Source organism: Alteromonas gracilis (assembly GCF_043642145.1).
GTDB classification, from domain to species: Bacteria; Pseudomonadota; Gammaproteobacteria; order Enterobacterales; family Alteromonadaceae; genus Alteromonas; species Alteromonas gracilis_B.
In genome coordinates, this window is record NZ_JBHZRZ010000002.1 from 549,844 (window position 1) to 562,505 (window position 12,662).

Consider the following 12,662-nt stretch of genomic DNA (forward strand, 5'->3'; position numbering starts at 1 on the left):
TCTTGTGCTAAACCGCGATGGCCGCTTTGTAGGTATCTGGCAGAATAAAACCGAAGCGGCGTAAAACCGTTTTAAGAAGCTCTCGGTTAATTGGCTTTTCGATAAAACCCAGAGCGCCTAAAGACATAACTTTTTCCTGCATCATGGGCTGAATATCGCCAGAAACAACAATTACAAACGTTTCTAACTGACGACGTTTTATTTCACTTAACACATCAATACCGCCCATTACAGGCATGGTTAGGTCAAGTAAAACTAAATCAATCGTGTGATGTGCTAATACCTCTAAAGCGTCCATACCATTAGACACTTCATAAATAGTTTCAGCAAATCCGTCAGGCAAATTATTTTTTGCCATCTTTCGCGCAAGCGCCGAGTCATCACATATCAGAATATTAAAACCCATCAAATACAAACTTATAATTGGTTATTAATCGGTCAACAGAATACCGTAAACAAAAGTATAAGAAAACAAAAAAGTAGCTGATTATTGGTAACTTATTAACCATCTGCACCAAACTTCGCTCTTCAAGCGGTTCTTTTTGTGATAGATATAACGTGTATTCAAAGAAGGAACCGTTACCCATGCAAGAGTTAACCGCTAGCCAAAATAAGAGCTTGGTGAGAAAAGTTGCTTACCAAATTTTATCTCATTTCGATAAAAGCTATCGGTGGTTCACACGCATAACACGCGGGGCGCAAGAAAGGTTTGAAAAGGGAAACTGGAAAGAAACCCAGCTGGCATCTAAAGAGCGCATTACTATTTATGAGCAAAGCTTGTCTGATGCGGTAGCCGAAATTTACCAGTTAACCGAGGTACATCAACAAGAAGACGTTTTCTGGCAAGAACTTAAAAAAGTGTTTGCTTTACAACTTGAAGGCCACCCGCAATTCGAATTAGCCGAAACCTTTTACAATTCAGTTATTGGGCGCTTTTTTAAGCACAGAAAAATCGACAACGACATGATGTTTGTTCTACCCAGCCGCTGTTTCCTGCCGGGGCAAGACAGGCACAAAGTGCTCAATAGTTTCGACACCACGACCACGGTGCGTGAAATGTATGAGTCGATCTTCAAAATATATCGATACAATATTCCGTTTGAAAACTTCGAGCGCGACCTTCAAAACCTTGAAAACGCTCTTCGCGCACGCTTGAACAAAGAACAATTGGCAAGCGTTCAAGCCGTAGAAATACTTAAGCCTACGTTTTTTAGAGGCAAAGCCGCTTATTTAATTGGGCGAATCTGCATGCCTGACGAAACCCTGCCCTTTGTGATTGCCATGCGACGCTACAACAAGCCCCATATGTTCGTCGACGCTCTGCTTACCGACCGCAAAGACCTAAGCGTTATTTTTGGCTTTGCGCGCAGCTATTTTATGGCCGATACCCAAAACCCAGCCGAGGTGGCCGCGTTCCTTCAAGAGCTTCTACCGAATAAAAAGCATTTCGAGCTTTATATGTCGATGGGGCATTACAAACACGGTAAAACCGTTTTCTACCGTAATTTCCTACAGCATATGGACGAGTCTGACGACAAATTCGAGGCGGCACCAGGTATTCGGGGCTTGGTGATGATGGTATTCCATCTGCCCTCTTACGGCGTGGTGTTTAAAATAATTAAAGATGAATTTGCAGAAAGTAAGAAAATTACTCGTGACCACGTTAAAGAATGCTACAAACTGGTAAAAATGTCAGACCGGGTTGGGCGCATGGCTGATACTCACGAATACGTTAATTTCAGATTTCCGTTAGACAGAATAGAGCCAGAGCTTATTGAAGAGCTAAAACAAACCTGTGCTTCAAGTTTAGAGTTTACAGAAACCGAACTTATCATTAAACACATGTATATAGAGCGAAAAATGACACCGCTCAATTTGTATCTTCAAGAAGAAACAGACGAAGATAAAATTACGCGCGCGCTAGATGAATTGGGCCTTTGCATAAAGCAAATTGCGATGGCCAATATTTTCCCTGGAGATATGCTTCACAAAAACTTCGGTATTACACGTCATGGCCGCGTTATTTTTTACGACTACGACGAAATCTGTTTAATGAATGAGCGTAACTTCAGAGCACTTCCAAAATCTGACGACCCTTACGCCATTGACACGCTTTCTGTTGCACCAAACGATGTATTCCCAGAACAATTCGAACATTTCATTGTTGGTAAACGTAAATTCAAAGACATTCTTAAGTCGCTGCACGGCGACTTGATGACGCCCGAATACTGGCACGAAGTACAAAGAAAGTGTGAGCGAGGTGACGTACAACACTTTACGCCCTACAACGCCAGTATAAGTTTTGATAGAGGCTGATAAAGATAGCTACTTAGCGCTTGTAGAGCGCTTTTTTCGAGGATACTTTCTAAACTAAATGCATTGTGTAAAAACGCGTAAAAGTGATCGTTTCATTACATAACACTCGTAAAAGCATGTGAAAGCGATAATGCTTTTCGACTGCTTGATTTCGCCTGCTGACAATGTATCGCCACATAACGGCTACGGCAACGCCAAACAAGCGTGTTATTGTTGATGAACAAAAGAAGCGTAATAATGAAAGTGCTACTTGTAGAAGATGATCCAAAGGTTGCCTCGCACATCGCTAACGGACTATTGGGTGAAGGGCATGAATGTATTACTGTAGGCGATGGAGCATCGGGCTACCAAGAGGCGTCTAATAGTGAGTTAGATGCTGTGATATTAGATGTCATGCTTCCTGAACTCGACGGTTTCTCGGTGTTAGAAAAACTTCGCGAAGAAGGAAATACAACCCCCGTATTATTACTTAGCGCTAAAAGCCAAGTGGAAGATAAAGTAAAGGGCTTACGCACAGGGGCAAATGACTACCTTACCAAACCTTTTGCGTTTGAAGAGTTGCTGGCGCGCGTTGAAGGCCTTGCTGGTCGCAATAAAGAAAGTGAAGATAAAACGCTGATTAAGGTTGGCGACCTCACCCTTGATTTGGTGAATCGCAAAGTATTGCGTGGCGATCAAGAAATCGACTTACAATCAAAAGAATTCCAACTTTTAGAATGCTTGTTGCGCCACAAGGGCAAAGTTGTGACCCGCAGTATGCTGTTAGAACAAGTGTGGAATTATCATTTCGACCCTCAAACGAACGTAATTGATGTACATATTAGTCGTTTACGTCAGAAAGTGGACAAAGCGTTTAACGTTCCGCTTATCGAGACTGTAAGAGGCACGGGGTACCGCATAGCGGATGGGCTTGCATGATAGCAATACGCGACTTTACGCGTAGCTCCAGTTTTCGCGTAGGCGTATTGCTCACCACCCTAGCTAGCATTGCCATTGTTCTTATTGTTTATTTTTGGCGATTAACGAGCAGCGATTTATTCATATCTGAATCGAATGCCGCCGTTAACGCCAAAACCAATGCCCTCATCACCCTGTATGAGAATTTAGGTATTGAAGCCGTTAAAGCGGCTATTGAAACGGGTAAAGTCTCCCCGACTTCCACTGCTCCTACCACATCAACAAACGATCAGGCCAAGTCTGACGCGTTCAGCCAGCTGCGTTCTTTTGTCGTATTAAGTAAAAATGAACAAGTTGTGGCAGGTAACCTTTCATCTATTCCTTTAGTACTTGAACGCCATAAAGGCGCTAGGTTTGATACCGCCGAAATTGTCATTCTTCGCCCCAACAGCACAGAGCGTAAAACACTGCGCCAAGCGCTTATGCGAGAAGCTGTACTTGGTGAATTTGTTTTGTATGTAGGACGAGGCATTGACGACCTATACAGCGCCCAATGGTTTGGCAAAACCTTTAGCTGGATTATTGTTGTTTTGCTTTGCACATTGAGCGTTTTAAGCTTTGCCATTGCTGTTTATGTTGTTAACCGCATTAATCGCATGTCTCAGACGGCAGATAAAATAATCAAAACGGGCAGCCTTCAAGAGCGGCTTCACATTGACAGCAACTGGGATGATTTGAGCAGCTTGTCTTTTGTGTTTAATCAAATGCTGGATACCATTGAAAATTCAGTAAACAACATTAAGTCGGTCACCGACAGTATTGCCCACGATTTGCGTACTCCCCTTTCTAGACTGCGAAATACACTAGAAAAAATAGAAAATGACCAGCTTCGTGAGGAAACTACCCAAGAAGCCGACAACCTGCTTAACATGTTTAATAGTTTGCTGCGTATAAGTGGCCTTGAAACCACAAATAAAAAAGAAGGGTTTTGTTCAACGGATGTACGCGCCATTGTGGAAGACGTAGTAGATTTGTATCACCCTTTAGCGGAAGAGCGTCACATCACATTATCAAGCCACCTAGCGCCTATTAGCATGACTGCCGACCCCAATTTGCTGTTTCAAGCAGTAGCAAACGTACTGGATAACGCAATTAAGTATTCAAACGAAGGTAGTAATGTAACCGTTCAGCTTACCACCACGTCTAAACATATTGTTATTGCAGTGAACGATGCAGGCATTGGTGTGGGCGAGCACGAAATAGTAAATTTAGAACGTCGATTTTATCGAGCCGATGGCAGCAGAACCAGCAAAGGGAACGGGCTGGGATTGTCCCTGGTATCGGCGATAGTCAAACTGCACGATGGTCAAACTTGGTTCGTACATGACCCCTTGATGAAAGGCCATGGATTAGGCGTGGTCTTCTGCTTTCCGTTTAAATCGTGATGCTGACGAGATTTAATGGATTGTTCGTCGCTTTAACTTGGTACTTTCAGGGATAGGGCTGGACCTAATCTGATAGTGCCTTTTGTACGTTTTGCTGACCTTCACCTTTATGCTCAACTGACATTTTCGGAATAGTTAACGTTATTTTGCTTCGTTTTCTCTTTACTTTAATGGTCTAGCAGCTAGGATTCCCAGACTAAAAAAAAACAAGGAATTGTTAGAGTGCGCTTTACCTTATTGTTCTTCCTTATTTTTTTCGCCTTTTGCGATGCATTCGCCAGCTCAATTTTCGATAAAATACCTGACGAAATTAATCCGAACGCAAAGTATATTTTCTACTCTCATGGCTACATTGTCGAAGGCGAGAACCCGACGCCTGTTCATCCGAGCTTGGGCATGTACGACTATCCGGCGATACTAGAAAAACTGACTGATTTTGGCGCTGTAGTTATATCCGAACATCGAAAAGCAAAAAGTAGCCCTACCGAACATGCTGAAAAATTAAAGAACCAAGTAAGCTCGCTTTTAGAAATGGGAGTTCCTCAACGCAATATCACTTTGATAGGGTTTTCACGTGGTGGCTACATTACTGCTTTGGCGTCAAATGCCATTCAAAAAACGGACATCAATTACGTGATCCTTGCTGCCTGTACTACGAGTTTGAGTCGAGATGAAGATATTGTGTTAACTGGTCATGTATTGTCTATTCACGAAAGCTCAGACTCTGTTGGCTCTTGTCATAAGGTCGTTAAACGAAATCCAAAGGCAGTAAGCTCATTCAAGGAAATAGAAATCTCTACGGGTTTGGAGCACGGCGCTTTTTATCGCCCCATTGAGGCTTGGATATCGCCCATTAAGTCATGGCTTGAGACACATGTTTCATCGGTACCATATAGACCGCAAAGAAGTTCTATCATCGAGCTAGAGGAATCGGCTACTGGACGAATTTATCCGATATATGTTCAGCTGCCTCGCACTTATAGCACCTCGCCAAACAAAAAGTACCCTGTAATATACACAACCGATGCCCCATATAGCTTTCCCACACTTGTTGGAGCTACTCGAAATCCAATGTATTCGGGTGTTATGGAAGAAGCAATCATTGTCAGTGTTGCATATTCAACTGACTCAAGAGGTGTTCAAAGTCGAGTAAGAGACTATACGCCCGTAAAAGCTGATAGCTGGAAGTTGGAAACGGGAAATGCAGATATTCATATAGAGTTTTTTAATACTGATATCTTTCCTTTCATTGAATCGAAATACAGAACGGACACGAATAGTCGCATTTTTATAGGCCATTCACTTGGTGGCCTTCTCGGCGCATATATTCTATTTGAATACCCAGATACATTCTCATCCTACATTTTGGGTAGTCCTTCAGTTTGGTTTAATGACAATTATTTGCTACAAATGACTCCTCAAAAAACAACATCAGTATCAAAAGTTTACTTATCTGTCGGTTCCTTGGAAACACCTGAGTTTGGAGAGAGAGAAAATATGGTTAAAGGGAGTAACATGCTTGCAGAAAAGATCTCAACACAATCAGACGGTAACGTCGAAATAAAGTATGTCGTTGTCGATGGAGCTACGCACGCAACCGTTTTTCCGACCATAGCTATACAAGGTTTGGACTGGATACTTGGTAAAGGTGAGCGACAATAAATATCTTTTTCATAGCACACGTTATTTGTCTCATCGTACCGTTTAGAGAATTGTGTACGACGGCAAAGTACGTCAAGCAAACGGTCGCCCTAACTCATTTTTGGATAATTCAGTGTTAGAGACTTCCCTATATTAGTAATTCATGAATAACTAAAGGTATGGAAAATCTCGACAAATCAGGGTTTTGGCAATTATCTTTGGTTGATATTATATTCACTCTAATTTTTCTTATTCTTGTGGTTTGGATGATTTGGGTTCAACACTTGGAACCCAATAGACTCAAGGCTTTTAACAATGTCATCGTGGTTGTATTTATTGCCAAGTAAATCCATGTCCACTGCAACAACAAGCTCTGACTCAGCCCTCGTTAATGCAACGTAAACTATATTCCAAGTCTTGTTGAACTTGGTTACAGCATCCTGCATTAGGCATTTGAAAATCGCTGGTGTTAAGACTAATACACAGACCTTAGACTCTAAGCCCTTAGTGCGCTGGATGCTGCTTATTGTGTACTTAGCCGAGTTGTCCTTGGATGAACTATATTGCTCAGCAGTTCGGCAAAGACTTTTAAATAACTCTTTTTCATACGGAATTTCGAGCTTGGAAAGAAATTTACGTATGGAACCGTTGTTGTCATTTTTGGACAACAAAGATGCAAAGAAACGCTGTAATGAATATATGACCACCCCTTCTTCATATTCGAGAAATTTTACTGTAAGTAGTTCTTCTACCTCAGGGTCAAACTCGGGTAGTGTTCCCGCTTGTTTAGTTGAGTAGTTACCTTCTTTTCTGAAAATGCTAACTAAGCTTCCATTCTCAATGTGATGGCTAAGTACAGCGTCATAATGGTCATCTTCTGTAGTGATGTATGTGAGGCGTCCTTCAACTTCAGACAAGCTGATCTGCTCTTGCCCTTTGGGGCAGAACGTATTTGATAGATCGAGAATCTTCTGTGGAACCCTACGAGATGTCGTGATATTCGGCAGCACTTTTACTTTTTTGTTGTGTTTGTTTATTGCTAACCAACCTTTGAAATCTTTTGGATAGTCAATTGCTTGCTTGGGATCGCCTACCATGTAGATATCAGCAGAATTCTCGCCGATTTTTTGAAAAGTTTTAAGAGCGGTTTCGTCAAGATCCTGAGCTTCATCAAGGAAAATCTTGTCGATCGCACTGCTTAGAAGTTTATGAACTTTCCTAACTTTAGATTTTTTCTTCTGGCTGTTGTGTTTTGAATAGTTTTCATCGACAACTCTCCACGCCGCAGAATATGTTTCATCGACATGTATTACCCCAATTTTCTTTAGCCTTGAAATGGTACTCTTGGCTTCTCTTTGTTTTTTTTCAGCAGACTTTCCAGCAGGAAAGTTTGAGAACGTTTTGCATTGTGAAGAGGTAGTGTGTACTTCATTTAAAACAAAAGGAGAATAAGGGTAAATGACCTCATTCAATAGAAACGTGTGAACTGTACAAACTACGATATTGTCTGGCAAGTATCCTAATTGTCTGATAATCGCCTGAGAGATGTTCTGCGTGGCATTGTTGGTATAAGTAATCGCAAAGATTTTCTTAGGCGATGTTGAGTCGTAGTGCGCGATGATCTTCTCAGCCAGACTATGAGTTTTACCTGCGCCAGCTCCAGCTATCTGAATTTCAATCATTTCATGAAATCCAAGGCTTCTTGAATGTGTTTGGGTAACGAGATCGGATCGTTGTTCTCTTCATCTAAGATGGAATCAGCTATCCTGAGCATCCTTTCAGCTTTGCTTTTCTTCAGGTACTCAGCCATATCACCAGAGGTTTTGCACTCCTTGTTGAAAAGTATGTTCAAGCGGCCAAGGTTTCCATCAGCCTCCGCAAGATCATCTTCGAGCGTATATTTAGAAGTGGTTCTTACTCGAATATTGTCGTTATCAGTATCGTACTTTTGATGCTTGTTTTTGGTTGAGTTATTGTCATCATAATCTCGAATTATGCTTAACTTCTTCTTAGCATTGCCTTTGTTGACTTGTAGCCAAATGTCTATGAAAGTTGTAAAGCCCGTTTGCTCGATAGAAATAACTTCAAGACTGCTAACATTTTCGTTATTGCGATATAGGATAGCGTTAATCAGCATCTCTTCAGTAGTGCCTTCAACGAGAATAGTCTTGTTGCTCAGCAGTAATTTTAGAATGTCGAAGTTTGGGCGCTTACGAAGGTAATTAGTAAGATGTTTCTTACTATCAATTAGGTGGATCGCATTATTTCCAGATAGAACGATCACGTTGGTTAGCTCAAGTTTATTGATGACCAGTGGACTATGGGAGCTAATTAGCGTTTGTAGAGACGAGCCGCCTTTTTGTGTGCTTTTGTATATAAAGTCAGTTGCGAAGCGGAGGTTGTTGACGCTGAGGTGTGCTTCAGGTTCTTCGATACAGCATAGGTTGAGTGCATTTTTGTTGCCCCTAAAGAACTCAAATAATAGATAGATGTACACGAGGTTACGATATCCAAGACCACGCTGATACAGATAGCTTTCACCAGACTTCAGAGTAATGTTGGATAGGATGCTTTTTAAATTAGGCAGGTTCGGGATACATTCAAGCTTATCAACAATCTCGTCGAAGAAGTTCTCGAAGTCTGGATCAGGTTTAACGATTTTTGTGAAGGTCTCGGTGTTTTCGATTGCATCGAAAAAAGAAGTGTATGCGCTGTTAATCTTAGCTTTGTCTGAGTCTTCGAGAGCGGAAATCAACATCTTGGTCAGAATGTCGTTTGATTTCTGAGTGTTACTTTCGGCAAAGTCATCACGCTCAGCGTTGAACGAGTTGATGCCTATAAGTCTTAAATCAGAATAGCTAACCCTCAACCCATTGTTACTTTGTGTTATGTCGTAATCGTACAGCTCAATTGGCAGGTTAAACCAGCGTGTATCTTTTATGTCCCCGATACCGTCAAGGAGCTCCTTGGCTGCCTTAACAAATTGCTCTGTATCTTTGGGCTTGAAGTCGTAACGAATCTTGTAACTATCGTCGGCTTCTTCTCCGATTACCCATTTACCAATAACGCCTTCCTCAATAATGTTCTGTGGCTCAGTAAACTCGACTTCAACTCGAACCTTGGGAATCAGAAGCTTTATCTCATCATCGTCCTTACCGTTGATGATCGCTTGGTAAAACTCTTTGATTGCTTCGCGGTTGATATCCGATACTGAAAGACGTTTCTTATTGAAGCTAATGTCGTTGTTGTTAAGTGGCAAGGCAAGAGCATCGAATAGGTTAGTTTTACCTGCTTCGTTTTCACCAATAATGACACTTAGTGGTGAAAATTTGATCTCGAAGTTTTTGAAGGCTCGATAGTTTTCAATTTCAACTGTACGAATGTACATTTATCTTCCATGTAGTTATTGTTTGTTCTCATTTTCATAAAGTTAGCATCAAACAATGTAGGCTGAAACAGACTTAGACGAAAAAATAGCCCCTCATCAAGGCCATTGTGAACTTCAAAATTTCCTAGTAACTTGAATCTCACTCCGTTGAGATGTATCGGTGATCCATTCTAAGTCATCCGTTGGGGGCGGTTAATGCCAATGTAGGTGCACAAAAAAGCATTACACCAAGTAAGTCAGATTGGATTGTTGTGAAGTGGGCAACTAATGGCTTTAGCTCATTTTGGGGGCAGAAACGAGCTATATCTGAACGTCCGTTCTTTGTCTCAAGATGCCCCTCACGCTGAAGGACTGAAACGTACGTGTTGCTGCCGTTCAATACTTATGTGAGTGATGATCATTTAAGTGTCTGGTGTGCTAGGGTGTAGCCAACTTGTTTAGATCACTATTGTTCATGTTTAAATAACAATGGGTATGGGTAATAAAAACCGAACAACTCAGACTCGATCCTTGCCAGCTCTTCTAGAGGGTCAAACGAACTTGTTACCACGGGACCATAATAGTGGACCAACTTAAATGGCATGCCCATGTCGAACTGTGCTCGACACGTAGATATTTTCATATCAACTTCCTGGCATGCAATGTTAGGTTTTCGGGTCGATGGTACTAGTTTGATATATTTGAATTTTTTCAGTTTAGCTCGCCACTCCCACTCCATATAGACATAGGTTTCATTGTTATATTCTTTTATATATGACGTTACTGTGTCGGAAAAGTATGTCTCACCACTGGAATCGAATGCGTTAAATTCAATAGAAAAATCGACATTATTCTTACTTGTCCATTTTGTAAACTGCGGATCATTTTCATTAAAATTAAAAATCTTAAATCCATGTACTTGATAAACATTCCCATACGGAATTAAATACCTAATCATGCTTACACGAGAAAAAACGAAAATATTGATAATCGTTAATACGCACAAAATCAAAATAGCTTTCTTGTTTCGAGATATCATTTTTCGCCTTTTCCTTGTTACTTCCCAAAGTCCGGCAACGATTGAGAGAATAATACAGTGTAGAAACTGATTTAGTTGTGCAGAACACAAATATGCCCGTGAGATTTAGGCACGTCAATTAATAAAAAAGACTATATACATCGTTCGTCAAGTGGTTTGAATATTCACCACCTCTCCTAAACTAATCTCGCAGAACCGCTTTCCAGATCTTAAACTTTGAAGTTCAGCTCACTGTCTTCTGATGCCAGCTCAATGCTGCCTGTGGAGCTGAAAAGTACGTAAACTGGACACTCGACTGTATAAGCTCAAATTGGAAGAAAGCACCGACATTCGACTGAAAAGAAACTAGAATGAAATCTTTGACTGAAATTCACGTGACTTTTTTGTTGGAATCGTGTTCTATAGTAATAGCTAAGTTGCACTGCAAATCAGCTCATGAATAAAGGGATTTTCGTATGTCTAAAGACGAAGAAGCAGCAGCGAAAGAGGTTGGTATTGAGTGGTTGAATAATCGGCTTGATATATTATCTGCCGAAACGCTCAAAAATATTAAGGATAAGACTGAAGGTTTAAATGCAGAGCAAGATCCAAACTCCAAACATGCTTACACAGACTCTGAAAAAACCATACTTACTTATTGGATTGAACTAAACAAGCAACGCTACGCCAATACTAGTTATCACATTCATTTTTCTCTTGATAAAGTCCACGATTCATTCAAAGTGTTCATGCAGTTGTTTATCGCTCTAGCGGCATTTATTGTGGCGGTTTTCAGCGGCAAATTTGGTACATGGATAATGCCTAATCAGATAATTGATGCTAAATATAGTATGTACATTTTTTTGGGTGCGATGTTTCTAGCTTTTTCCGCTTATCTCTTTTTTTGGTCAAACAAATGGGGACAGTTTCGCAATCTCGAACATGAAATTTTCGGCGGTTTTCTAAAGGATTACGATAAGCTTGATGCTGGAGACAAGTCTTCTTACCCACTAATTTTGATTGTTATCATTTTTTCGTGCTGTGTAGCTATGGCGCTAGGATTGAACCAACTCGTTGATGAATCTAAAACAGAGGATGTGGAAGGTTTAGTTTGTTTAAGAAACTATTATGAATGCGGTCTGGATAATGAAAGCATGTGTAGAGACCAACTAAAAATCTGTTTGAAAGATGAAGTAGCTAAATTTGATACACGATAGGCTGATTAAACTTCGTATATTGGAACTCTCGCCACCACCTTAATCGTTGCAGCAGCTTCTATAAAAATGTGTAACGGGTCCTATCCTACACATAGAATGCGAACGTCCGTTGTTTGTCTTTTGCTGTCAGCCAAGTCACGCCGGGGCTTTCGGCAATATACATCAAATCAGATATAAGCAACTACCATGTAAAAACAGCCAATTAAGGCTGCTTTTGCATGAAGATAGTGACTTCCGCCATAACAATGCCGAACTTGCGGATATAAGAACGGTTCATCATGGTGCTGTCATCAAATGCCCAAAACCAATCGTCGAAGGTTACTGAATAGGTGGTGTCGTCAACGGGCAAGTCCATCTCGTAATGAAAATTAAAGGCATTGCCATAACTTGTGCCTTTAGCTGGCCCTTCAATATCAGTTGCGCGCCCTACAAACGTGTTATCGCTTTGTTTTACAATGGTCCAAGTGCGCGACGTTGGCCCCTCGCCCACACCATATTCAAAGGTTTCATCTAGCGTTAACGTATCGCCATTTACCGAACCGTCAATATCAACAATGAATCGTTGAATTACTTCACCTGAGCGGTTTTGAACAATACCCCATGCTTTAACGTCGCCGTTAAAAAACTGCGCTATGTTAAAAGCCGGCTTAACTGACGTATAGTCTTCGCCTTCTACGGAAACGGAACATCCAGAGAGGCCCGCCACACTTAAAGCAGCAATCCCTAATCCAAAAGCAAGTTTCATCGCACTTTTTATCATT

The 12,662-nt window shown here is 41.1% G+C and carries 10 protein-coding genes; 5 read left to right on the top strand and 5 right to left on the bottom strand.

Annotated elements, in window-relative coordinates; translation table 11 throughout:
* Nucleotides 1–7: 7 nt before the first annotated feature.
* Nucleotides 8–406, bottom strand: a complete 399-nt coding sequence (locus ACHUFN_RS06470) for a response regulator (RefSeq protein WP_394221489.1) — start codon at nucleotides 404–406, stop codon at nucleotides 8–10.
* A 179-nt stretch (nucleotides 407–585) separates the two neighbouring features.
* Here ACHUFN_RS06470 and aceK point away from each other — a divergent pair, with 179 nt between their 5' ends.
* The 4 genes from aceK (at nucleotide 586) to ACHUFN_RS06490 (ending at nucleotide 6,320) form a co-directional block, all read left to right on the top strand.
* Entirely contained in the window at nucleotides 586–2,316 is a 1,731-nt protein-coding gene (aceK, locus tag ACHUFN_RS06475; protein WP_394221490.1) for a bifunctional isocitrate dehydrogenase kinase/phosphatase, read from the top strand.
* A gap of 237 nt (nucleotides 2,317–2,553) precedes the next feature.
* On the top strand, nucleotides 2,554–3,234 hold the full coding sequence (locus tag ACHUFN_RS06480; protein ID WP_394221491.1) for a response regulator transcription factor: 681 nt from the start codon (nucleotides 2,554–2,556) through the stop codon (nucleotides 3,232–3,234).
* A complete protein-coding gene (locus ACHUFN_RS06485) occupies nucleotides 3,231–4,658 on the top strand; it encodes a sensor histidine kinase (protein ID WP_394221492.1) in 1,428 nt (475 codons plus the stop codon). The genes ACHUFN_RS06480 and ACHUFN_RS06485 overlap by 4 nt, the downstream gene beginning before the upstream one ends.
* 222 nt (nucleotides 4,659–4,880) lie before the next feature.
* Nucleotides 4,881–6,320, top strand: coding sequence for an alpha/beta hydrolase (locus ACHUFN_RS06490; protein WP_394221493.1), 1,440 nt, complete (start codon nucleotides 4,881–4,883; stop codon nucleotides 6,318–6,320).
* Nucleotides 6,321–6,538: 218 nt separating this feature from the next.
* Here the strand turns inward: ACHUFN_RS06490 and ACHUFN_RS06495 are convergent, their stop codons facing one another.
* The 3 genes from ACHUFN_RS06495 to ACHUFN_RS06505 form a co-directional block, all read right to left on the bottom strand.
* Complete coding sequence (locus tag ACHUFN_RS06495) at nucleotides 6,539–7,981, bottom strand: UvrD-helicase domain-containing protein (RefSeq protein ID WP_394221494.1); 1,443 nt, start codon at nucleotides 7,979–7,981, stop codon at nucleotides 6,539–6,541.
* Nucleotides 7,978–9,687 (bottom strand): ATP-dependent nuclease, encoded by a 1,710-nt coding sequence (locus tag ACHUFN_RS06500; protein WP_394221495.1) that lies wholly within the window; start codon nucleotides 9,685–9,687, stop codon nucleotides 7,978–7,980. Before ACHUFN_RS06500 ends, ACHUFN_RS06495 begins: the two co-directional genes overlap by 4 nt.
* Nucleotides 9,688–10,132: 445 nt before the next feature.
* Nucleotides 10,133–10,309 carry a hypothetical protein gene (locus tag ACHUFN_RS06505; protein WP_394221496.1) on the bottom strand — a complete coding sequence of 59 codons (177 nt, stop codon included), beginning with the start codon at nucleotides 10,307–10,309 and terminating at the stop codon, nucleotides 10,133–10,135.
* 851 nt (nucleotides 10,310–11,160) lie between these two features.
* On the opposite strand from ACHUFN_RS06505, the gene ACHUFN_RS06510 reads away from it, so the two are divergent.
* The gene (locus ACHUFN_RS06510) at nucleotides 11,161–11,901 is read left to right on the top strand and encodes a hypothetical protein (RefSeq protein ID WP_394221497.1); all 741 of its coding nucleotides are present in this window, start codon (nucleotides 11,161–11,163) and stop codon (nucleotides 11,899–11,901) included.
* A gap of 202 nt (nucleotides 11,902–12,103) precedes the next feature.
* Here the strand turns inward: ACHUFN_RS06510 and ACHUFN_RS06515 are convergent, their stop codons facing one another.
* A complete protein-coding gene (locus ACHUFN_RS06515; RefSeq protein WP_394221498.1) occupies nucleotides 12,104–12,661 on the bottom strand; it encodes a DUF3833 domain-containing protein in 558 nt (185 codons plus the stop codon).
* Nucleotide 12,662: the final 1 nt, after the last annotated feature.

What these genes read in the sequence shown, in the direction of transcription:
- ACHUFN_RS06515 (WP_394221498.1), bottom strand. Translation starts at nt 12,661, where the DNA reads ATGATAAAAAGTGCGATGAAACTTGCTTTTGGATTAGGGATTGCTGCT.
- ACHUFN_RS06485 (WP_394221492.1), top strand. Translation starts at nt 3,231, where the DNA reads ATGATAGCAATACGCGACTTTACGCGTAGCTCCAGTTTTCGCGTAGGC.
- ACHUFN_RS06495 (WP_394221494.1), bottom strand. Translation starts at nt 7,981, where the DNA reads ATGATTGAAATTCAGATAGCTGGAGCTGGCGCAGGTAAAACTCATAGT.
- ACHUFN_RS06505 (WP_394221496.1), bottom strand. Translation starts at nt 10,309, where the DNA reads ATGAAAATATCTACGTGTCGAGCACAGTTCGACATGGGCATGCCATTT.
- aceK (WP_394221490.1), top strand. Translation starts at nt 586, where the DNA reads ATGCAAGAGTTAACCGCTAGCCAAAATAAGAGCTTGGTGAGAAAAGTT.
- ACHUFN_RS06510 (WP_394221497.1), top strand. Translation starts at nt 11,161, where the DNA reads ATGTCTAAAGACGAAGAAGCAGCAGCGAAAGAGGTTGGTATTGAGTGG.
- ACHUFN_RS06480 (WP_394221491.1), top strand. Translation starts at nt 2,554, where the DNA reads ATGAAAGTGCTACTTGTAGAAGATGATCCAAAGGTTGCCTCGCACATC.
- ACHUFN_RS06500 (WP_394221495.1), bottom strand. Translation starts at nt 9,687, where the DNA reads ATGTACATTCGTACAGTTGAAATTGAAAACTATCGAGCCTTCAAAAAC.
- ACHUFN_RS06470 (WP_394221489.1), bottom strand. Translation starts at nt 406, where the DNA reads ATGGGTTTTAATATTCTGATATGTGATGACTCGGCGCTTGCGCGAAAG.